This window comes from Sphingomonas sp. PP-F2F-G114-C0414 (assembly GCF_003688595.1).
Lineage (GTDB): Bacteria > Pseudomonadota > Alphaproteobacteria > Sphingomonadales > Sphingomonadaceae > Sphingomonas.
The window spans coordinates 473,693-494,438 of the sequence record NZ_RCWT01000011.1; the positions used below are offsets into that span (position 1 = coordinate 473,693).

The following is a 20,746-nucleotide window of genomic DNA, read 5'->3' on the forward strand; positions in this document are numbered from 1 at the left end:
CGTTTACATGTCGATGGTCAGACCGACGAACAGGTAGCGACCGACAGCGTCGTAGATGCCGGGATAGGTGTTGCCGTTACCGAACGAACCGATCGGCGATGCCGTCGCGCTGAGGATCGGCGGCGTCTTGTCGAACACGTTGTTGGCACCCATGCGGAAGGTGAACTTGTCCTCGACACGCACCGTTGCGGCGAGATCGAAGTAGCTCTGCGCCTTCACGCGGGCATCACGGACGAAGAACGGACCGCTGAGATCGGAATCGCTGCTGGTGCGCTCGAACTTCGTCGCCGACAGGTAACGCCAGTTACCCGAGAAGCCGATGCCGTTCGGGGTGTTCAGCGAGATGCGCGCCTGGTGACGCCACTTGGACATCGGATAGCCGCACTGTGCGCCGAACAGACCTGCGCAATCGAACTTCGCCCCAGCCTTGTCGGAGGTGAACTTGTCGACATACGTGCCGTTGAACGAGAGCCCGATCGTGCCGATGCTGTCCGAACGGAACGTGTAGCCAGCCGACGTCTCGATGCCCTGCGTCAACAGCGAACCGGCGTTGACGTTGGTATCGACGATGAACCCGTTCGTGCCCTGGAACAGCGTGCCGTTGGCGTCGCGGTTGATCGCCCCGCAGAAGCTCTGCTGACCCGTCGCGATGCACTGTGCGATGATCGTGTCGGCACCGATGGTACCGATGCGATCGTTCAGCTTGATCCGGAAGCCATCGACCGACAGGTTGAAGCCCGGCAGGAACGACGGACGCAGGATGGCGCCGATGGTGACCGTGTCGGCCTTTTCGGGCTTCAGGTTCGGGTTGCCACCGACCAGGCCGTTATACTGCTCCGAAGGGTTGTCCTGGACCAGACCGAAGCGGTTTGCAGGGACACCTGCACGGGCGCACTGTGCCGCCGTGTTGCCGTTGACCAGACCGTTGACGGCCAGACCTGCGCAAGGATCGGTCGCACCGTCGATCTGGACCGACTGCTGGGCAAACAATTCCTGCGTGTTCGGCGCACGAACCGCACGATTGTAGCCGCCACGGAAGCGGATGTCCGAGATCGGCGCCCAGACCAGTTCACCCTTGTACGAGCTTGCCGACCCTGCGGTGCTGTAGCTCGCATAGCGGTAGCCGCCGCTGACGGTCAGTTCGTTGAAGAACGGGCGACCGCTGACGAGCGGGACGATGAGTTCGCTGAACGCTTCCTTGACGTCGTAGCTGCCACGGATCGGCAACGTCGCGCCGCCCTGGCCGGCGAGATCGCCGCTCAGGAAGCCGTTGTCGACTTCGAGGCTCAGCGACTCCTTGCGGTACTCGCCACCGACGTTCAGCGCGATGCCCTCGCTCGCGTACGGCGACTGGACGCCGTACTCACCACCCCGGAAGGTCATCGACGCGTTGACGACCTTTTCCTTGTTCTCGCCCGACTGGAAACCAGGGGTCTGGACGTAGCCCAGTGCCGCCGGCGTGATCCCTGCCGCGCCGAAGATGTTCAGCGGGACGCAGCTCGGATCGGTACCGTCGACGACCGAGCGGCAGACCGCCTGACCGAGCGTCGCCGAGCCGGGACGCGTGTCGGTGATCGCATCGAGCGCACGCGTGGTCCGCGCGATCGAGAATTCGTTGCGATACACCTGGTTGAACACGGTGCTGCCGAACTGGCCGTACGCCTCGTACGAGATGCCCTTGTCGATGTCGCCGCGGGCGCCGAGGACGTAACGGTACTGCGTGTGACGGAGATCCGCCTGGCGACCGCCGCCTTCGACGTTGCGACGACCGATCGTGACGTTCGCCTGCTGATACTGCGTGCCGTCGGGGTTGGTCAGGTTGATGACGTTGCCGTTGGCATCCCGCTTGAGGTTCGTGTTGCGGAAGAAGGTCGCCTGCTGCGCCGCCGACAGGAACGGGTTGTTGCTGTTCAGGGTGTCAGTGTTGCTGAAGTCACCCGACGGGGCGATCTGCGCAACCGAGCGATCGTCCATGAACATGAACTCGGCATACGGCTTGAACGCACTGCTGACTTCGTAGTTGGCCAGGAAGCCCGCGGTGTAACGCGTATCGGGACGCTGGTAATAGTTCAGCGGGTTGGCGTTGTAGAGCGTACGACCGGGGGTCAGCGCACCTGCGCCGTTCAGCGTGTACTGCTGCTGCAGGCCGCTTGCTGCGCCGTTGACGACTGAATCGCCGAGCGAGAAGTTCGCTGGCGCTGCCGTGGTCGAACCGCCGCAGACATAGTCGTTGCCACCGGCGCCCGGGGTATTGAAACCGCACGAGCTGTAGTCGCGCGAACCCTGCAGGATCGCACCGATCTTGCGGTAGCCGCCGTAGCCGACGACATGGCCGCGACCGTCGCTGGTACCCGCGCCGACCTTGAAGTTGATATCGAACTGCGTACCGTCGAACGACTGGCCGGTCGGCGCCGGATAGCCGCGTGCGGTGTTCAGCGCCTTGAAACGCGCGCTGTCGTTATTGTGGTTGTAGATGCCGCCCGAGGTATCGATGCTGAAACCCTCGTAATCGGTATCGAGCACGAAGTTGACGACGCCGGCGATTGCGTCCGAACCATAGACCGTACCAGCGCCGCCGGTCAGCACGTCGACGCGCTTGAGCAACGACGTCGGGATCATGTTGACGTCGGCCGCTGCGCTGGCCGTGCTGCTCGACGACGGGTTGCCCGGCATCAGGCGGCGGCCATTGACCAGCACCAGCGTGCGCGATTCACCGAGGTTGCGAAGGTTGATCGTCGCGGTGCCGGTCGAACCGTTCGACACCGACGAGGTCTGCGACGCGAAGGCCGACGGCAGGCTGTTCAGCACGTCTTCGATACGCGTCGCGCCGCGCAGCTTGATGTCTGCTGCGTTGACGACGGTGATCGGGCTCGCCGAGGTCAGGTTCGGGTTGGAGATGCGCGAACCGGTCACGACGATGTCGCCACCCTGGGCCGTACCCGCAGCGGCGGGGTCCTGGCTCGGCGTGTTGGAGACTGCCGGGGTCGTCGCGGCGGCACCGTCGTCGCTGGTCGTGCCCTGCGGCGCGGGAGCCGGTGCCGGCGTGGTCTGCGCGAAAGCTGGCAGAGCGACGATCGCGCCTGCGATCATTGTCGACGCCATCAGGCAGTCGCGGAACATGTGGTTGCGCATGGTTATCTTGATCCCTTTTGAATCGGCGAATGTTTCCGCCCGATACGATCCATTGTGCGACCGCGTGGTCGCCGCTGCGCGCGATGTCGCAAGACCGGACCCTGTTGTCCAAAAGAAAGTTACAAATGGGCCTGGATGCGTCGCATTGCGCGGCGGATGTCACCAAATAGCAACAACCCGCCCCGATGCTGCATTTGCGTGCGACAGCGGGAGCGTCGGCGCGTCCTTGCCGCCCTCCCCGCGCCGGCCTATTCCGGGGCAGGCAAGGGGATGAGTAGATATGCGGATCGCGGCGATTGTGGTGGCATCGGGACTGTTGGTCACGTCGGCTGGACCGGCAACGGCGGGGGCAAAGCCGCGCAAGACCGAGCGCGCGCCGCTGTTGGTGGCGGTAACGCAGTGTCGCGCGATTGCAGAATCCGCCGCGCGACTGAAATGCTTCGACGCATCGGTCGCCGCGCTGGACGTCGCCGAGCGCAGCCAGGCGGTCGTCGTGGTCGACCAGCAACAGGTCCGCGAGACGAAACGAAACCTGTTCGGGATCAGCCTTCCGAACCTCGGCCTGTTCGGCAGCGACGATTTGCCGCAGATCGAAACGACGCTGACGAGCGCTGCGGTCGATGGCGCGGGGCATTGGAGCTTCGTCATGGCGGATGGCGCGCGCTGGACGCAGACCGACGACAATATCATCGCCCGCCGCCCACGCGCGAACGACAAGGTGATCATCAAGCGCGCCGCGCTCGGCAGCTTCCGCTTGAGCGTCGGCGCGCAACCCGGCGTGAAGGCCAAACGCCAGAACTAAGGGCGCATCGGACCTGTCACCAGCATCGGCCCCGTTACCAGCATCGGGTCGAGCTTGGCGTCGTTCCAGCGTAGCGCCCAGTGGAGGTGCGCACCGGTGGCGCGGCCGGTCATGCCGGAGGCGCCGATCGGCTGGCCCTGGCGGACATGGTCACCGGGCTTCACGTTGATCCGCGACAGGTGCAGGAACGCGCTGTTGAGGCCCATGCCGTGGTCGAGCATCAGCAGATTGCCCTCCAGCGTGAAGGGGTGATCGGCGGCGAGGATCACGACGCCGTCGGCGGGCGCGGTGACGATCGTGCCGGTCGGGATCGCGACGTCGGTGCCTGAATGATAGCTGCCGGGTTCGCCCTTGTAGACGCGCTGCGATCCGAACAGGCCCGAGATGCGGCCGGTCGCTGGCCAGACGAAGGACTGCCGCCAGCCCTGGGCGTCGGTAGTGCGGGCGCGGGCGGCGACGATCTGGGCGAGTTCGGGTGGGCGGAGCTTGGCGAACACGGGGTCCGGTGCAGGGAATTTGGGGAGCGTGTCGAGCCGCTCGATCCGCCAGGCTCTGGGCGCGATCGTGAGACTTTGCGTAACGATGCGACCGTCGGCCAAGGTTGCCGTGAGTGACGCTTGTGGCCCCGCATCGCGATCGAAGCCGGCGACGAAGCGGCCGTCTGGGGCCAACGTGATCGGCTTGCCGTTCAGCGTGACGGTGCGCGCGCCGGCGGGGGCGGTGCCGAGGATCAGCCCGCCCTGGCTGAGCGTGCCGGTCCAGCGGAATGTGGACGGGTTCGCGGCACTTGGGGGCGGCGCTTGCTGCGCGGTCGCGGTCGTTGCTGCCAGCAAGACGAGCGCCGCCGCGCGGATCATCGTGGCGCCATCGCTTCGCTGGCGGCGGCGGCGGTGGCGTAGGCTTCCTGGCGCGCGACGCTCCAGTAGCGCAGATCCTCGAGCGCGATGCGGTGACCGGTCGCGGCGCAGGCGACGTGGTCGCCGGGGCTGAGCACGCGGAAACCGTTGGCCATATAGTGCAGGCGCGCGGCGCGGTCGGAGTTGGACATCAGCATGGCGGGTCTTCTTTTACAGCAGGGTCGGCTGGCGCGGCGCCGCGTCGGGCGCGGGCTTTGCCTTGGGGGCAGCATAGGTTTTGGCGGCGGGACGCTCAAGGCCAGTGTCCGTCACCGCGTCCACCACGCCGTCGCGGAAATGGAGCGTGAGCGTCCCCGCGTCGCGCGCCGACGTGGCGGACGCGAGCGTCTCACCGCCGGGGCGGGCGGTGACGCGCGCATAGCCGCGGTCGAGGATCGCGTCGGGGTTGAGCGACTGGACGAGGCGCCAGGTTGCGTCGAGCTGTGCGCGTTTCGCTTCGAGTTTGCGCTCCAGCGTGGCGGGACGGAGTGCCGCCCCCGAACGATCGAGACTGCCGCGCGCGAGGGTCAGGCGACGTTCGAGGCCGCGGTCGAGCCGCTGGCCGAAGTCGTCCGCGCGCTGGCGTTGCGGCCCGAGCAACTGGTCGCGCTTCGGCAGCAACCGCGCCAGTGCGTCGAGCCGCTCGCGCCCACGCTCGACATGACGGCGCGCACAGCGCTCGGTGCGGTTGCGGTGACTGTCGATCGTCAGCCGCAGGTCGGCGAGCACCGGCACGGCGATCTCGGCCGCGGCGGTCGGCGTCGGCGCGCGCAGATCGGCGGCGAAATCGCACAAGGTGGTGTCGGTCTCATGCCCCACCGCGGAGATGATCGGGATCGTGCAGGCCGCGACCGCGCGGACGACGACCTCCTCATTGAACGACCACAGATCCTCGACCGAGCCACCGCCGCGCGCGACGATCACGAGGTCGGGGCGCGGCACCGGGCCGCCGGGCTGAATCGCGTCGAACCCGCGGACCGCGGCGGCGATCTCGGCGGCGGAGCCCTCGCCCTGCACCTTCACCGGCCAGACGATGACGTGCGTCGGGCAGCGATCCTCGAGGCGGTGAAGGATGTCGCGGATCACCGCGCCGGTGCCCGAAGTGACGACGCCGATCACCTTCGGCATGAACGGCAGGCGCTTCTTCCGCGTGCCGTCGAACAGCCCCTCGCCCGCGAGCTTCGCCTTCAGCTTATCAAGCAGCGCCATCAGCGCGCCGGCACCCGCCAGTTCCATCCGCTCGATCACGATCTGGTATTTCGAGCGGCCGGGATAGGTGGTGAGCTTGCCGGTGGCGATCACCTCGATGCCGTCCTGCGGCACGAAGGCAAGGCTCGACGCATTGCCCTTCCAGATGACGCCGTCGATCACCGCCTGGTCGTCCTTCAACGACATGTAGCAATGCCCGGAGGCGACGCGTTTCCAGCCCGAGATTTCGCCGCGCAGGCGGACATGGCCGAATTCGCCTTCGACCATCCGCTTCAGCTTGAACGCGAGTTCGCCGACCGACATGGCGAGTGCGTTGTCGCCGGCGACTGGCTCGGCTACCAGCCGCCCCATGTCGCTGGACAATTCATCGGAAAAGGGATCGGGCATGAACGTCCTGCTGCTGGGCTCGGGGGGGCGCGAACATGCGCTCGCGTGGAAGCTGGTGCAATCTCGCGGCCTCGATACGCTGTATGCCGCGCCGGGCAACCCCGGGATCGCGCGCGTTGCGACGCTCGTGCCGCTCGATGCGACGGATCATAGCGCAGTCGTCGCGTTCGTGCGCGAGCATGAGGTCGGGCTGGTCGTGATCGGGCCGGAGGCGCCGCTGGTCGACGGCCTCGCGGACACGCTGCGCGCGGCGGACGTTCCGGTGTTCGGGCCTTCGAAGGCGGCGGCGCAGCTGGAGGGGTCGAAGGGCTTTACCAAGGATCTGTGCCTTCGCGCCGGCATTCCAACCGCGGGCTATGTCCGCGTGAAGACCCGCGAAGAGGCGGATATCGCGCTCGCCCGCACTTTCTCGCTGCCGGTCGTCATCAAGGCGGACGGCTTGGCTGCGGGGAAGGGCGTGGTCATCGCGTTCAGCACGGCCGAAGCCGATGCCGCGCTGGATGCGCTGTTCGCCGACGGGGAAGCCGAGGCGGTGATCGAGGAATTCCTCGAAGGCGAGGAGGCGAGCCTCTTCGTGCTGACCGACGGCGAGTCGCTGATGCCGTTCGGCTCCGCGCAGGATCACAAGCGCGTCGGCGAGGGCGATACCGGCCCGAACACCGGTGGAATGGGCGCGTACAGCCCGGCGCTCGTGCTGACACCCGCGCTGGAGAAGCGCGCGATCGACGAGATCGTCGCGCCGACGGTGGCGGCGATGGCCGCGGAAGGCATGCCGTTCTCCGGCGTGCTGTACGCAGGGCTGATGCTGACGCCGCAGGGGCCGAAGCTTATCGAATATAACGCGCGGTTCGGCGATCCCGAGACGCAGGTGCTGATGATGCGCTTCCAGGGCGACCTGCTCGCGACGATGCTGGCGACCGCAGAAGGACGGCTCGGCGAGATGCCGGCGGCGCAGTTCAGCGACGAGACCGCCCTGACGGTGGTGATGGCGGCAGAAGGGTATCCGGGGACTCCCAAGGCTGGCGGCGCGATCGTAGGGCTGGATTCCGCGCGGGCCGCAGGCGGTACGGTGTTCCATGCAGGCACCCGGCTGGAAGATGGCGGGCTGGTCGCATCGGGCGGGCGCGTACTGGCGGTAACCGCGACCGGCGACGACGTCGCGACGGCGCAGGCCAACGCCTACCGCGCGGTCGAGGCGATCGATTTCGCGGAAGGCTTCTACCGCCGCGACATCGGCTGGCGCGAGATCGCGCGCGGGTAATGCGCGCCTGATCCTCCCCCGCCAGGGGGAGGTGGCTGGCAATTGCCAGACGGAGGGGGAGGAAGGCGAAACCAAGGTTCCGTATCCTCCCCCTCCGTCACCTTCGGCGACACCTCCCCCTTGCGGGGGAGGATCGGACGACAGGACTGCCTAGCTAATTAGGTCTCGCCGCCCTTCGCTCGCATCGCTACGGTATGGGAATGAACGAAACTTCCGCGACCTCCGCCTCGGGCCTGAGCCTGTTGCCCGATGGCATCGCCACGCTGACCGCGATCCACTTCACGATCATCGCCGTGGTGGCGATCCTCGTGGTGATCGGGCTGATCTGGGGCATCCGCGCCAAGCGCAGCCGCACCAAGGCCGCACACGACGTGATCGCCAACGCCGAAGAGGCGGGCGTTCCCCCCGAGCCCGTCTCGGCGAAACCTACGGTCGAAGCGCGCGACGCCGAACCCTCCCAAACGCAGACGCAGAAGCAGGCGCAGCCGGTTGAGCCCGTTCGCGTTGCCGCGCCGCCCGAACCGGCGTCGCCAGCACGTCGCGCCCCCGAGCCGAACCCGGTCGCGCGCGCCGACGAGCTGCCGAAGACGGCCGACCGTCCAGCCGCCGACCCAATCCCCGCCCCGCCCCCGTTGGACGAGAACCCGGCGGTGGAACCCGTGCCCGCGGCGGTGCTGCCGGTCGAAGACGCTCCGGTCGAGACGCGCGCACCGGACCCGGCCCAGTCCTATGGCGGCGATCCGGTGACGCAGCTGAAGGGCCTCGGCCCCAAGGTCGCGGCGCGGCTCGGCGAACTCGGCGTGTCCACGATCGACCAGATGGCGGCGTTGACCGAGAGCGAGGCGCAGTCGATCGACGCCCAGCTCGGCAACTTCACCGGCCGCATGGGCCGTGATCGGTGGATCGAACAGGCGCGCCTGCTGGCTGCGGGCGACAAGGCCGGGTTCGAGGCGAAGTTCGGCAAGCTCTGATCGCGCCGCCACACCAGGCGCGCGCACCTCAGTCGAAGCGTAGGCGGTATCCGGGCGTCGACGGCATGCGACGCCGATAGACCGCGACCCGCTTGCGCCCGAGCGGCATCTGCGCGGCCAATCGATAGTCGCGCGCGAGACGCGCAACCGCGGCCGCGCGGATATCGGGTCGTTCGCCGTCATAAGCCGGCCCCATCACGACGATCTCGGGCGCGCGGGTGAAGATCCGGGCAAGTTCCGCACCCTGATCCACGCCGATCGCGCCGGTTTCGCGCGTGCGCGTCAGGTGGCTGGGGAAGACGTAGCGCGAGACCGCGCATCGCCCCGTCGCGGGATACATCATGCTCGACGACGAATAGACGTAGAGGCAGCCGGGTCCGCGACCGACTGCGCGGACGAGCGCGGCGAACTGGGCGGGCGTGCCGCGGCGCTGGCGATCGATCACCAAGGACGCCTGCCCCGCCACCGCGGCGAGCAGGATGAGCACGATCCCGACGACGCGCCCGCGCGGGTGGGCGAGCAGCCCCGCCGCGATCACCGACGCGGGCAGCATCACCGGCAACGTATAATGATCGGTCCACGGCGGCAGCAGCGCGAACGCCAGCAGCGCGGCGAGCAGCCATCCGGTCAGGAAAACGCGCGATCCGGCGAGGCGCTCGGCAGGCGATTTCGGGGATTTCGCCGTCGCCAGCCCTGCCGCCGCCATCGCCAGCAACGGGAGCAGGATCGCGGCGGCTTTGGCGAGATTGGCCAGCTCGGCCGCGATCGGATCCGCCTTTCGGGCGAAGATCGATGCGAAGTTCGCGAAGGTGAAGGCGGCCAGCGCGCCGAGATGCGCATAGACGGCGACGGCGACGATCGTCGGCAGCACCGCCAGACCTGCGAGCACTGCGCCGCGACCGAGAACGGCACCGATCTTTCGTGCCCCAATCTTCGGCACGGGGGTCTCTCGCGTACGCCGCCAATCGTCGAACATCAGCCAGAGCCCGAAATACATCCCCTCGAGCGCAACGGTGTATTTGATCTGGATCGCCAGTCCGACCAGCAGCATGGCGACCGCCCCGCGCCAGAACATGGCGCCGCGCCGATCGACGATCAGCCAGACGGCAAGCGCCATCGCCAGATTGTAGAAGACCGGGGTCTGCCCGCCCTGCCCCCCGGCGATCGTGATCCAGACGAGATAGGCGATCCCCGCGAGCGTCCCGCCGCGAGTCCAGCCCGCGACATCGGCGAGCCGCGCGACGATCACCGCGGTGGCGGCGGCGCAGGCGAGCGCCATCGCCTGGTACAGCCAGATCCCCGCGGCAAAGGGCAGCGCGCCCGGTACCGCGTAGAGCAGGAATACGCCGATCGGCTTGCGGTCCCAGATGTCGACGAACGGCAGCGCGCCGTCGATCATCGCGCGGCCCGCGGCGAAGTAGAATTCCTCGTCGGTATACAGGATCGGATTGCCGAGCGTGATCAGCCGCGTCGCGATCGCCACCGCGACGAGGATCGCGAGACGGTACACCATCACTGGCGCCCGCTTGGTTGCCGACGGCCCTGCCATGCCGGTGCTCAAGGTTCGATCGCGCAGACGCCGCGGCCCGCCGACGGCGTTCGGGCGCGCCAACAGGTCAGGTCTGGCTCACCAACAACTTGTCGATGCGGCGACCGTCGAGGTCGACGATCTCGAACTTCCAGCCCTGTTCGACGAAGCTTTCGCCCTCGCCGGGAAGGTGACGGAACACCGACAGCGCGAGGCCGGCGACGGTCGCGTAGTCGCGGTCCTCGGGCAGGTCGATACCGAGCCGGTCGGCGAGCGAGTCCGCCGCCATCGTGCCTGCCACCAGCAATGAACCGTCGTCGCGGACCACAACCGAAGGCGCGTCGTCGGGATCCGAGTCCGACTTGAACTCGCCGGCGATCGCCGCGAGCAGGTCGGCGGGCGTGACGATGCCTTCGAAATGGCCGTATTCGTCGTGGATCAGCGCCATCGGCACTTCGGCCTCACGGAGCGCGAGCAGCGCGTCCATCGCGTCGATCTGGTCGATCACGACGGGCGCTTTGCGCATCAGCGCGCGCAGGTCGATCGGCTCGCCGCGGAACAGCGCCGCGGCGATGTCGCGCGCCTGGACGACGCCCTTGACCGCGTCGATCGAGCCTTCGCCGACCGGCAGGCGGGTGTGCTGCGATGCGAGCAGCGTCTCGCGGATCTCGTCGGGGCCCCAATCGCAGTCGAGCCAGTCGATCTCGGTGCGCGGCGTCATCACTTCGCGCACCGGGCGATCCGCGAGGCGGACGACGCCCGAGATGATCGAGCGCTCATGCTCCTCGATGATCCCCGACTTCGACGCCTCGGCGACGATCATGTGGAGTTCTTCGGCGGTGACGTGCTCTTCCGATTCGCGGTTGAGCCGAAGCGCGCGGAAGATCAGCGCACTCGTCGAATCGAGCACCAAGACGATCGGCGCGGTGCCGATCGCGAGCCAGCGCATGACGGGTGCCATGAACGACGCGATCGCCTCGGGCGCGCGCAACGCGAACTGTTTCGGCACGAGCTCGCCGATGATCAGCGACGCGTAGGTCGTCAGGCCGATGACGATCGCGAACCCTGCGGTCTCCGCGGTCGACGCGGACAACCCCCAGGCCTGCAACCGCGCGGCGGTCGGCATGCCCAGGCTCGAGCCCGAATAGGCACCCGCGAGGATGCCGATCAGCGTGATGCCGATCTGGACGGTCGAGAGGAACTTGCCTGGGTCGGCGGCGAGCACGAGGGCGGCACGCGCGCCCTTCTTGCCCGAGCGCGCCATTGCCTCGAGCCGCGCTTTCCGCGCGGAGACGATCGCGAGTTCGCTCATCGCGAACACGCCGTTCAACGCGACGAGCGCGAGGATGATCGCGACGTCGATCCAGGGGAAGGGGGGAAGCGGTGCCATTGGCTCAGGCGCTCTTTGCAGGACAACGGCCCGTCGCACAACCGTCCTTACGTACTGGCTTGCGCATACTCGACATCGGACCGCGAAGATGGTCAGGCTCGGTTCAGTGCGCAGGCGGAACAATCGTCGCGACACCGGGTTATCGGGCGTATCGGGCACGAAGCCGTCATTCGTCATGTCTCAGGGAGATTATCTATGAAAACCAAGATGTTCGCAGGCGCTGCAATCGCAGCATTGATCGCCACCAGCGGCTGCACCACCGATCCGGAGACCGGTCGCCAGACGATTTCCAAGACCGCGCTGGGCGGCATCGGCGGCGCGCTCGGCGGCTATCTGCTCGGCGACGTGGTCGGTGGTCGGCATGACCGGACCGAGAAGCTGCTGGGCGCGGGCATCGGTGGTCTCGCGGGTGCGGGCATCGGCGCGTACATGGACAAGCAGGAGCGCGATCTGCGCGCGCGCACTGCCGGCACCGATGTGCAGGTGATCCGCCAGGGTGACGACCTAGTGCTCAACATCCCGTCGGGCATCACCTTCGCGTATGACAGCGCCAACGTGCAGCCGCAGTTCCAGCGGACGCTCGACCAGGTTGCCGACACGCTGTCGCAGTACAACCAGACCTATGTCGACGTGTACGGGCATACCGATTCGACGGGCAGCGACGCGTACAACCAGACGCTGTCGGAGCGTCGTGCGCGCTCGGTCGCGGATTACCTGTCGGGTCACGGCGTGCAGGCGGCACGCATCGGTACGCGCGGCTATGGCAAGACGCAGCCGATCGCGTCGAACGACACCGATGCGGGACGGGCAGCGAACCGTCGCGTCGAGGTGAAGATCGTGCCGATCACGCAGAACGACCTGCGCCAGTAAGCGCTGGGCCTCGGTTGATCCTCCCCTGCAAGGGGGAGGTGTCGCCGAAGGTGACGGAGGGGGAGGACGCGGAACAGCCGTTTCGCTTTCCTCCCCCCCCCGACTGGCAAGCGCCAGCCACCTCCCCCCGGCGGGGGAGGATTATTGTTCAGAACAGTCGCCCGCCGTTCGGGACCGGTCCGGTCGGCGAGATCAGCACCACCTTGCCGTCCGCGTCGGGGAAGCCGAGCGTCAGGACTTCGGACATCATCGGGCCGATCTGGCGCGGCGGGAAGTTGACGACCGCGGCGACCTGGCGGCCGACCAAAGTCTCAGGCGTATAATGCTCGGTAATCTGCGCGGACGAGCGCTTCACGCCGATCTCGTCGCCGAAATCGATCCGCAGCTTGATCGCGGGTTTGCGTGCTTCGGGAAACGGTTCCGCTTCGACGATCGTGCCAACGCGGATGTCGACCTTCTCGAAGTCCGGATACGCGATCACCTCAGAAATCGACATTGTCGTAGTGCGCCGGGGGTGAGATCAGTTCCATCCGTTCGGACAGCAGCGGGCGGAAGCTCGGGCGGCTCTTGAACCCGCGATACCAGCGTGCGGTCTGGTCGTGGCCCTTCCAGTCGATTCCGCCGAGGTAATCGGTGACGGAGATCTGCGCGGCCGCTGCCAGATCGGCGAGGCTCATCGTCGCGCCGCCGAGCCAGTTCCGGTGATCGAGCAGGTAATCCATATAATCGAGATGCCCGACCGCGGCTTTCATCGCCTCGCGCAGGCCCTTCGCGTCGGGCGCGGTACGGTGCGCGAGGCGCTTGACCATGCGTTCGTGGAGCAGCGGCCCGGTGACGTCGCGGTAGAAATGCGTGTCGAACCACGTGACCAGCCGGCGGATCTCGGCGCGGTTGGTCGCGGTGCCGTTGATCATCGCCGCCTTCTCGACGGTTTCCTCGAAGAATTCGCAGATCGCCATCGAATCGATCAGCGGCGCCACGCCGCGCGACGCGTCGACCATCACCGGAGTCTGGCCGGCGGGGTTCATGTCCATGAACTCGTCGCGGCGATCCCAGGGCGATTCGCGCACCAGTTCGTAGCCGACCCCCTTCTCGCCCAGCAGCAGGCGCACCTTTCGCGAGAAGGGACACAGGGGGAATTGATAAAGCTGCCACATGCCATCCGTTTAGGCGGTGGGGGGCGGCTGTGTCACTAGCGCGGGTTGGGTGGGGCTGCGTTTGTGGCGATAAGATTTTTTCGCGCAGAGGCGCAGAGAGCGCAGAAGTGTTGCGCTTGTCTCGAAGCCCGCGTTTCTGCAACGCGCGTTGGAGTGCAAGCACCCCGTTCCGGGCGAAACCCGCTCCGCGTCCCTCGCGCCTCTGCGCGAAACCAACTTACTACACCACCCCGGCGAAGGCCGGGGCCCAATTGGAAAGGTCGCAGTAACGGAGCCCTGTCCTTCGTTAGGGACGTCCCCCAATTGGGCCCCGGCCTTCGCCGGGGTGGTGTTTGTGTGGCGTCTACTCCGCCGCCACCAGTTCAGCGCTGTCGTCGAGCGGGTGGCTCAGGCGCGTCAGCATTTCCTTCGGCACGATCTGCCAGAAATGCGGAGCCACGCGGTCCCAATCTTCCAGCAGGCCCTTCGACCATTTGCTGTCGGTGTGGTCTGCATGATCGCGAACCAGGTCGAGCAACACGTCGGCCCAGTGGAGCGATTTCACGCGGTCCCAGGTGATGTTCTCCGGGTTGGCGCGCTTCGCGAAGACGCCGTCGGGATCGTAGACGAACGCCATCCCGCCAGTCATCCCCGCGCCGAAGTTCGCGCCGACCGCGCCGAGCACGACGGCGATGCCGTTGGTCATGTACTCGCACCCGTTCGCACCGCAGCCTTCGACGACCACGGTCGCGCCCGAGTTGCGGACCGCGAAGCGTTCGCCCGCCTGCCCTGCCGCGAACAGGCGACCCGAGGTCGCGCCGTAGAGCACGGTGTTGCCGATGATCGTGTTGTCCTGCGACGCCAGAGGCGAACTCACCGCCGGGCGAACGATGATCGTGCCACCCGAGAGCCCCTTGCCGACATAGTCGTTCGAATCGCCGAACACTTCGAGCGTGATGCCCTTGCAGAGGAACGCGCCGAGCGACTGCCCTGCCGATCCACGCAGACGGATCGTCACGTGGTTGTCCGCCAGCGTCGACATGCCGAACTTCCGCGTGATCTCGCTCGACAGTCGCGTGCCGACCGCGCGGTGCGTGTTGCGCACCGAATAGGTCAGCTGCATCTTCTCGCCGCGCGAGAATACCGCGGACGCATCCTTGATGATCTGCGCATCGAGGCTGTCGGGGACTTCGTTGCGGAAGGTCGAGAGCGAGAACCGGCGCTGCGAATCGTCGGCATCGACCTTGGCCAGGATCGGGTTGAGATCGAGATCGTCGAGATGCTCCGCGCCGCGGCTGACCTGCCGCAGCAGCTCGGTGCGGCCGATCACGTCGTCGAGGCTCTTCACGCCGAGCCGCGCGAGGATGTCGCGGACTTCCTCGGCGATGAAGGTCATCAGGTTGATCACCTTCTCGGGCGTGCCGACGAACTTCTGCCGGAGCGCGTCGTTCTGCGTGCAGATCCCGACCGGGCACGTGTTCGAATGGCATTGCCGCACCATGATGCAGCCCATCGCGACCAGCGACAGCGTGCCGATCCCGAACTCTTCCGCGCCCAGGATCGCGGCGATGACGATGTCGCGGCCGGTCTTCAGCCCGCCATCGGTGCGCAACCGCACGCGACCGCGCAGGCCGTTGAGCGTCAGCACCTGGTTGACCTCCGACAGCCCCATTTCCCAAGGCGTGCCGGCATATTTGATCGAGGTCTGAGGCGACGCGCCGGTGCCACCGACATGGCCAGCGATCAGGATGACGTCGGCATGCGCCTTCGCCACGCCTGCGGCCACGGTGCCGATGCCCGCCGACGAGACCAGCTTCACGCACACCCGAGCGCGCGGGTTGATCTGCTTCAGGTCGTAGATGAGCTGGGCGAGATCCTCGATCGAGTAGATGTCGTGATGCGGCGGCGGCGAGATCAGCGTCACGCCGGGCGTCGCATGGCGCAGCTTGGCGATGAATTCAGTGACCTTGAAGCCGGGCAGCTGCCCGCCCTCGCCGGGCTTGGCGCCCTGTGCGACCTTGACCTCGATCTCCTCGCACGCGTTCAGATATTCCGCGGTGACGCCGAACCGGCCGGACGCGACCTGCTTGATCGACGAGTTCGCGTTGTCCCCGTTCGCGTACGGCACGAAGCGCGACTTGTCCTCGCCGCCCTCGCCCGACACGGCCTTCGCGCCGATCCGGTTCATCGCGATCGCCAGCGTCTCGTGCGCCTCTGGGCTCAGCGCGCCGAGCGACATGCCGGGGGTGACGAAGCGCTTGCGGATCTCGGTGATCGCCTCGACCTGGTCGACCGGCACGCCTTCCGCGGGGAAGTTGAACTGGAGCAGGTCGCGCAGATACACCGGCGGCAGGTCGGACACGCCGCGCGAGAATTGCAGATAGCTCGTATAGCTGTCGGTCGCGACGGCGGTCTGGAGCAGATGCATCAGCTGCGCGGAATAGGCGTGCGTCTCGCCGGTATGGCGCTGGCGATAGAAGCCGCCGATCGGCAGCGTCGCGACGGCCGGGTCGAACGCGGCTTCGTGCCGGTCCGTGGCGTTGACGTGGAGCGAGGCATAGCCCTCGCCGCTGATCTTGGCGGGCATGCCGGGGAACAGGTCGTTGACCAGGCTGCGCGACAGGCCGACCGCCTCGAAATTATAGCCGCCGCGGTAGGACGAGATGACCGCGATGCCCATTTTCGACATGATCTTGAGCAGTCCCTCCTCGACCGCGACGCGGTGGCGGCGGAGGCATTCGGCGAGGTCGAGATCGCCGAACAGCCCGCGCGACTGGCGATCGACGATCGCGGCTTCGGCGAGGTACGCGTTCACGGTGGTCGCGCCGACGCCGATCAGCACCGCGTAGTAATGCGTGTCGAGGCACTCGGCCGAGCGCACGTTGATCGACGCATAGGAGCGCAGGCCGCGGCGGACGAGGTGCGTGTGGACCGCGGCGACCGCGAGCACGCCGGCGATGCCGACGCGGTCTTCGCTGATCGCCTCGTCAGTGAGGAAGATCTCGCTCTTGCCTTGGCGAACGGCCTGCTCCGCCTCGTTGCGGATCCGCTGGATCGCCGCGCGAAGCTTCTCGGGGCCGCCGCCGACGTCGAACGTGCAGTCGATCTCGGCGACCGCATTCCCGAAATGCGCCTTCAATCGCGACCAATGCTCGCCCGTTAGTACCGGCGAATCGAGCACCAGCACGCGCTCGCGCTGATCGCGGACGTCGAGGATGTTGGCGAGATTGCCGAACCGCGTCTTGAGCGACATCACGTGGCGCTCGCGCAACGGATCGATCGGCGGGTTGGTCACCTGCGAGAAGTTCTGGCGGAAGAACTGGCTGATCAGCCGCGGCTTGTCTGAGATGACTGCGAGCGGCGTATCGTCGCCCATCGACCCGATCGCTTCCTTCGCGGATTCGACCATCGGCGACAGGATCAGCTCCATGTCCTCCATCGTCTGCCCCGCCGCGACCTGGCGACGGGCTAGTTCGGCACGATCATAGCGGACGATCGCGTCCTCGACCGAGGGCAGGTCGGCGAGCGTGTGGAATTCGCCGATCATCGCGGCGTAATCCGCCTCGCCCGAGATGCGATCCTTCACTTCGCGATCCTGGAGCAGACGCCCCTCGTCGAGGTCGACCGCGATCATCTCGCCCGGCCCAAGGCGGCCCTTGGCGACGATCGTCGATTCGGGGACGACGACCATGCCGCTCTCCGACCCGACGATCAGCAGACCGTCCGACGTCAGCGTGTAGCGGAGCGGACGCAGCGCGTTGCGGTCCATGCCCGCAACCGCCCAGCGACCATCGGTCATCGCCAGCGCGGCGGGGCCGTCCCACGGCTCCATCACGCTCGCGAGATACTGGTACATCGCGGTATGCTCGGGCGGCATGTCCGGGCTGGCGGCTTCGGGGACGAGCATCAGCTTGGCGGTTGGCGCATCACGGCCCGAGCGGCAGATCGCCTCGAACACGGCATCGAGCGCGGCGGTGTCGGACGCGCCGGCGGGAATCACCGGCTTGATGTCCTCCGAATTGTCGCCGAACGCGAGGCTCGCCATCCGGATCTCGTGGCTGAGCATCCAGTTCTTGTTGCCGCGGATCGTGTTGATCTCGCCGTTATGCGCGAGGCAGCGGAACGGTTGCGCCAGCCACCATTGCGGGAAGGTGTTGGTCGAATAGCGCTGATGAAAGATCGCGACGCGGCTCTCGAAGCGCTGGTCGCACAGGTCCGGGTAGAAGACCGACAGCGATTCGGCGAGGAACAGCCCCTTGTAGATGATCGAGCGGCACGACAGCGAGCAGATGTAGAAACCCTGGATCTGCGCCGCGATCACGCGCTTCTCGATCCGGCGACGGACGAGATACAGCGTCTTCTCGAACTCGGCGGCGTCCTGCTCCTCGGGCAAGGGCCCGGCGATCATGATCTGCTCGATCTCGGGGCGCGTCGCCTGCGCCTTCTGGCCGATCACCGACACGTCGACGGGCACCTGGCGCCAGCCATAGATGGTGTAGCCCGCCTCGATGATCGCGCTCTCGACGATCGTCCGGCAATCCTCCTGCGCGCCGAGATCGGTGCGGGGGAGGAAGATCATGCCGACGGCCAACCGGTTCGGCCGGACCTTGTGCCCCGACGCGGCGACCGCGTCGTCGAAGAAGCGTAGCGGCAGGTCGATATGCAGCCCCGCGCCATCACCGGTCTTGCCGTCCGCATCGACCGCACCGCGGTGCCACACGGCTTTGAGCGCATCGACCGCGGACTGCACAACGCGCCGCGACGCGCGGCCATCGGTGGCGGCGACGAGGCCAACGCCGCACGCGTCGCCCTCGAATTCGGGGCGGTACATGCCGTGCTCGGCGAGATGTTGGCGCTGGTCGATCATAATTTGCCCTTGGGGTCCTGGAGCTTGCTCTCGTCGATGCCCATCGCCTTGGCGAGCCGGGCTCGCTCGGCGGGGTTCAGATCTTCAAGCCGACGCGGTGGCGGCAGTGCCGCGGCCGCCTTCTTCGCCGCATCCATGAAATGCGGCATCTGCTGCATCATCTTCGGCATCATGTCCTTCATCGTCGTCATGACTGCTGGATCGGTCATGATCGTCGTGGCGCTTGCGGCATATTTGGCGCCGGTGGGTGTCGCGAAATACCGATCGAGATCGGTCAATTCGGCGAGTGAGAAGCGGCTAGCATAAGCGTGCGCCATTCCCTCGCGAAGCTCGGGCTCCATCGTCGTGAAGAACTCGCCCATCGCACCGAACATCCCGTGCATGGTGAGTTGCTGGCGCTCCTCCCAACGCGGGTCGTAGATCGCCATGATCTGCGTAAGATCGATCGCGTCGAGCTTTTTCGCATCGTCGACCGTCATGCCGCCCATCTGTGCGATCGAGCCCAGCGGCATGGCCTTCAGCGCGCTGCCCATGTTCCCCATGACCGCGTCCATCGAACTCGACATGATCTGCTTGTAGATACCGGGGGGCAGAAGCCGGGCTGCAACACGACGCGCCGCGGCGAGCCGAGCGGGATCGGTGGGGGCGGCTGCTTGTGCGGTGGGCGCGGGCACGCCTTGCGCGCAGATCGCCACAGGCGCGGCCAAGGCGAGTGCAGCCGCGGCGACATACCCAGGTTTCATGCCGCGACCTTCGCGTTGGCCGCCTTGGTCTTCAGCCATTTGTGCATCGTTGCCGCGACGTCGCGACCGTCGCGGATCGCCCAGACGACGAGGCTCGCGCCGCGGACGATGTCGCCTGCTGCGAACACGCCGTCGAGCGAGGTCATCAACGTCTTGCCGTCGACCAGCACGGTGCCCCAGCGGCTCACGCCCAGTTCCGGCGTTGCGAACAGCGTCGGCAGGTCCTCGGCGTCGAAGCCGAGCGCCTTGATTACGAGATCGGCGTTCACCGAATAGTCACCGGCGGGATCGGGTTCGGGCGCACGGCGGCCGCTCGCGTCGGGCGCACCGAGACGCATCTTCCGCACCTTGACGCTCGACACGATGTCGCCACCGTCGAAGCTCTGCGGACCAGAGAGCCAGACGAACTCGACGCCCTCCTCCTCGGCATTCGCGACTTCGCGCTGCGAGCCGGGCATGTTGGCGCGGTCGCGGCGGTAGAGGCACTTCACCGATTTGGCACCCTGGCGGATCGCGGTGCGGACGCAATCCATCGCGGTGTCGCCGCCGCCGATCACGACGACGTCCTTGCCCTCGGCATTGAGGCTGCCGTCGTCGAACGCCGGGACCGCGTCGCCGAAGCCCTTGCGGTTCGATGCGACGAGGAAGTCGAGCGCTGGGACCACGCCGTTCGATCCGCCGCCGGGCAGGTCCATCGCACGTGCCTTGTAGACGCCGGTCGCGATCAGGATCGCGTCGTGGCGCTGGCGCAGATCGTCGAGGCTCGCATCGTCGCCAACTGCGAAGCCCTCGTGGAAGACGATGCCCGCCGCCTTCAGCCGCTCGACGCGGCGCATGACGATCGGCTTTTCGAGCTTGAAGCCGGGGATGCCGTAAGTGAGCAATCCCCCCGCGCGGTCGTAGCGATCATAGACGTGGACGTCATAGCCGTGCCCGCGCAGATATTCCGCCGCGGTCAGCCCGGCGGGGCCTGCGCCGATCACGCCGACCGACTGGCCGCGCGACTTGCCCGGCACCAGCGGTTCGACCCAGCCATTCTCCCAGGCGGTGTCGGTGATGAACTTCTCGACCGAGCCGATCGTGACCGCGCCGTGCCCGGTGAATTCGATGACGCAATTGCCTTCGCACAGCCGGTCCTGCGGGCAGATGCGGCCGCAAATCTCGGGCATGGTCGAGGTCGCGTTGCTCAACTCATACGCCTCGCGCAGCCGCCCCTCAGCAGTTAGCCGTAGCCAATCGGGTATGTGATTGTGCAGTGGGCAATGCACCGAGCAATACGGCACGCCGCACTGCGAACAGCGTCCGGCCTGCTCCTCGGCGGGCTCCACCGCGTATCGCTGCGCAATCTCGCGGAAATCGTCGGCCCGCTCGTCCGCGGTGCGCTTGTCGGGATAGGATTGCTCCCGGCCGACAAATTTGAGCATCGAATCGTTCGCCATGATAGCCTCCGACAGCCGCGTTATTGCGCGATCGAAGGCTTGTCACGACCAAATCAACATATAAGGCAGCAATACTGCCGTATTAACGTGGACTTGAAGCTCGATTTCGTGAGAG

Annotated in this window: 15 protein-coding genes; 4 read left to right on the forward strand and 11 right to left on the reverse strand. The window is 66.9% G+C overall.

The window, feature by feature from the left end; translation table 11 throughout:
- Positions 1 to 3: 3 nt before the first annotated feature.
- The gene (locus tag C8J47_RS11280) at positions 4 to 3,132 is read right to left on the reverse strand and encodes a TonB-dependent receptor domain-containing protein (RefSeq protein ID WP_121885718.1); all 3,129 of its coding nucleotides are present in this window, start codon (positions 3,130 to 3,132) and stop codon (positions 4 to 6) included.
- A gap of 280 nt (positions 3,133 to 3,412) precedes the next feature.
- Between C8J47_RS11280 and C8J47_RS11285 the strand changes: the two genes are divergently transcribed.
- The gene (locus tag C8J47_RS11285; protein ID WP_121885719.1) at positions 3,413 to 3,934 is read left to right on the forward strand and encodes a hypothetical protein; all 522 of its coding nucleotides are present in this window, start codon (positions 3,413 to 3,415) and stop codon (positions 3,932 to 3,934) included.
- Here C8J47_RS11285 and C8J47_RS11290 read toward each other — a convergent pair.
- From C8J47_RS11290 to xseA, 3 genes are read right to left on the reverse strand one after another with little or no spacing between them, the layout of a single operon-like run.
- Positions 3,931 to 4,791, reverse strand: a complete 861-nt coding sequence (locus C8J47_RS11290; RefSeq protein WP_121885720.1) for a M23 family metallopeptidase — start codon at positions 4,789 to 4,791, stop codon at positions 3,931 to 3,933. The two genes, C8J47_RS11285 and C8J47_RS11290, sit on opposite strands and share 4 nt — an antisense overlap.
- On the reverse strand, positions 4,788 to 4,988 hold the full coding sequence (locus C8J47_RS11295) for a DUF2093 domain-containing protein (protein ID WP_055881745.1): 201 nt from the start codon (positions 4,986 to 4,988) through the stop codon (positions 4,788 to 4,790). Before C8J47_RS11295 ends, C8J47_RS11290 begins: the two co-directional genes overlap by 4 nt.
- 13 nt (positions 4,989 to 5,001) lie before the next feature.
- Entirely contained in the window at positions 5,002 to 6,426 is a 1,425-nt protein-coding gene (xseA, locus tag C8J47_RS11300) for an exodeoxyribonuclease VII large subunit (RefSeq protein ID WP_121885721.1), read from the reverse strand.
- Between xseA and purD the strand changes: the two genes are divergently transcribed.
- Positions 6,425 to 7,687, forward strand: coding sequence for a phosphoribosylamine--glycine ligase (gene purD, locus C8J47_RS11305; protein ID WP_121885722.1), 1,263 nt, complete (start codon positions 6,425 to 6,427; stop codon positions 7,685 to 7,687). The two genes, xseA and purD, sit on opposite strands and share 2 nt — an antisense overlap.
- Before the next feature lie 200 nt (positions 7,688 to 7,887).
- Positions 7,888 to 8,658: a hypothetical protein gene (locus C8J47_RS11310; RefSeq protein WP_121885723.1), complete on the forward strand. Its 771-nt coding sequence runs from the start codon at positions 7,888 to 7,890 to the stop codon at positions 8,656 to 8,658.
- 28 nt (positions 8,659 to 8,686) lie between these two features.
- Here C8J47_RS11310 and C8J47_RS11315 read toward each other — a convergent pair whose 3' ends face one another.
- Both C8J47_RS11315 and C8J47_RS11320 read right to left on the reverse strand, forming a co-directional pair.
- Entirely contained in the window at positions 8,687 to 10,219 is a 1,533-nt protein-coding gene (locus C8J47_RS11315; RefSeq protein ID WP_259467495.1) for a hypothetical protein, read from the reverse strand.
- A gap of 55 nt (positions 10,220 to 10,274) precedes the next feature.
- Positions 10,275 to 11,576: a hemolysin family protein gene (locus tag C8J47_RS11320; RefSeq protein WP_060526238.1), complete on the reverse strand. Its 1,302-nt coding sequence runs from the start codon at positions 11,574 to 11,576 to the stop codon at positions 10,275 to 10,277.
- A 195-nt stretch (positions 11,577 to 11,771) separates the two neighbouring features.
- Here C8J47_RS11320 and C8J47_RS11325 point away from each other — a divergent pair, with 195 nt between their 5' ends.
- Positions 11,772 to 12,446 (forward strand): OmpA family protein, encoded by a 675-nt coding sequence (locus C8J47_RS11325; protein WP_056063994.1) that lies wholly within the window; start codon positions 11,772 to 11,774, stop codon positions 12,444 to 12,446.
- Positions 12,447 to 12,594: 148 nt separating this feature from the next.
- On the opposite strand, the gene C8J47_RS11330 is transcribed toward C8J47_RS11325, so the two are convergent.
- The 5 genes from C8J47_RS11330 to C8J47_RS11350 all read right to left on the reverse strand — a co-directional run bounded on the left by C8J47_RS11330 (position 12,595) and on the right by C8J47_RS11350 (position 20,631).
- A complete protein-coding gene (locus tag C8J47_RS11330) occupies positions 12,595 to 12,942 on the reverse strand; it encodes a tRNA-binding protein (RefSeq protein WP_121885724.1) in 348 nt (115 codons plus the stop codon).
- Positions 12,929 to 13,603, reverse strand: coding sequence for a glutathione S-transferase family protein (locus C8J47_RS11335; protein ID WP_056054264.1), 675 nt, complete (start codon positions 13,601 to 13,603; stop codon positions 12,929 to 12,931). The genes C8J47_RS11330 and C8J47_RS11335 overlap by 14 nt, the downstream gene beginning before the upstream one ends.
- 343 nt (positions 13,604 to 13,946) lie before the next feature.
- Complete coding sequence (gene gltB / locus C8J47_RS11340) at positions 13,947 to 18,449, reverse strand: glutamate synthase large subunit (protein ID WP_121885725.1); 4,503 nt, start codon at positions 18,447 to 18,449, stop codon at positions 13,947 to 13,949.
- A complete protein-coding gene (locus C8J47_RS11345) occupies positions 18,446 to 19,231 on the reverse strand; it encodes a hypothetical protein (protein WP_121885726.1) in 786 nt (261 codons plus the stop codon). Before C8J47_RS11345 ends, gltB begins: the two co-directional genes overlap by 4 nt.
- A complete protein-coding gene (locus C8J47_RS11350) occupies positions 19,189 to 20,631 on the reverse strand; it encodes an NAD(P)-dependent oxidoreductase (RefSeq protein ID WP_121885727.1) in 1,443 nt (480 codons plus the stop codon). Before C8J47_RS11350 ends, C8J47_RS11345 begins: the two co-directional genes overlap by 43 nt.
- Positions 20,632 to 20,746 lie beyond the last annotated feature (115 nt).

Bases quoted from the DNA above. Each gene is read 5' to 3' on its own strand.
- C8J47_RS11280 (WP_121885718.1), bottom strand. From the start codon at position 3,132: ATGCGCAACCACATGTTCCGCGACTGCCTGATGGCGTCGACAATGATC.
- C8J47_RS11285 (WP_121885719.1), top strand. From the start codon at position 3,413: ATGCGGATCGCGGCGATTGTGGTGGCATCGGGACTGTTGGTCACGTCG.
- C8J47_RS11290 (WP_121885720.1), bottom strand. From the start codon at position 4,791: ATGATCCGCGCGGCGGCGCTCGTCTTGCTGGCAGCAACGACCGCGACC.
- C8J47_RS11295 (WP_055881745.1), bottom strand. From the start codon at position 4,988: ATGCTGATGTCCAACTCCGACCGCGCCGCGCGCCTGCACTATATGGCC.
- purD (WP_121885722.1), top strand. From the start codon at position 6,425: ATGAACGTCCTGCTGCTGGGCTCGGGGGGGCGCGAACATGCGCTCGCG.
- xseA (WP_121885721.1), bottom strand. From the start codon at position 6,426: ATGCCCGATCCCTTTTCCGATGAATTGTCCAGCGACATGGGGCGGCTG.
- C8J47_RS11310 (WP_121885723.1), top strand. From the start codon at position 7,888: ATGAACGAAACTTCCGCGACCTCCGCCTCGGGCCTGAGCCTGTTGCCC.
- C8J47_RS11320 (WP_060526238.1), bottom strand. From the start codon at position 11,576: ATGGCACCGCTTCCCCCCTTCCCCTGGATCGACGTCGCGATCATCCTC.
- C8J47_RS11325 (WP_056063994.1), top strand. From the start codon at position 11,772: ATGAAAACCAAGATGTTCGCAGGCGCTGCAATCGCAGCATTGATCGCC.
- C8J47_RS11330 (WP_121885724.1), bottom strand. From the start codon at position 12,942: ATGTCGATTTCTGAGGTGATCGCGTATCCGGACTTCGAGAAGGTCGAC.
- C8J47_RS11335 (WP_056054264.1), bottom strand. From the start codon at position 13,603: ATGTGGCAGCTTTATCAATTCCCCCTGTGTCCCTTCTCGCGAAAGGTG.
- gltB (WP_121885725.1), bottom strand. From the start codon at position 18,449: ATGATCGACCAGCGCCAACATCTCGCCGAGCACGGCATGTACCGCCCC.
- C8J47_RS11345 (WP_121885726.1), bottom strand. From the start codon at position 19,231: ATGGCTGAAGACCAAGGCGGCCAACGCGAAGGTCGCGGCATGAAACCT.
- C8J47_RS11350 (WP_121885727.1), bottom strand. From the start codon at position 20,631: ATGGCGAACGATTCGATGCTCAAATTTGTCGGCCGGGAGCAATCCTAT.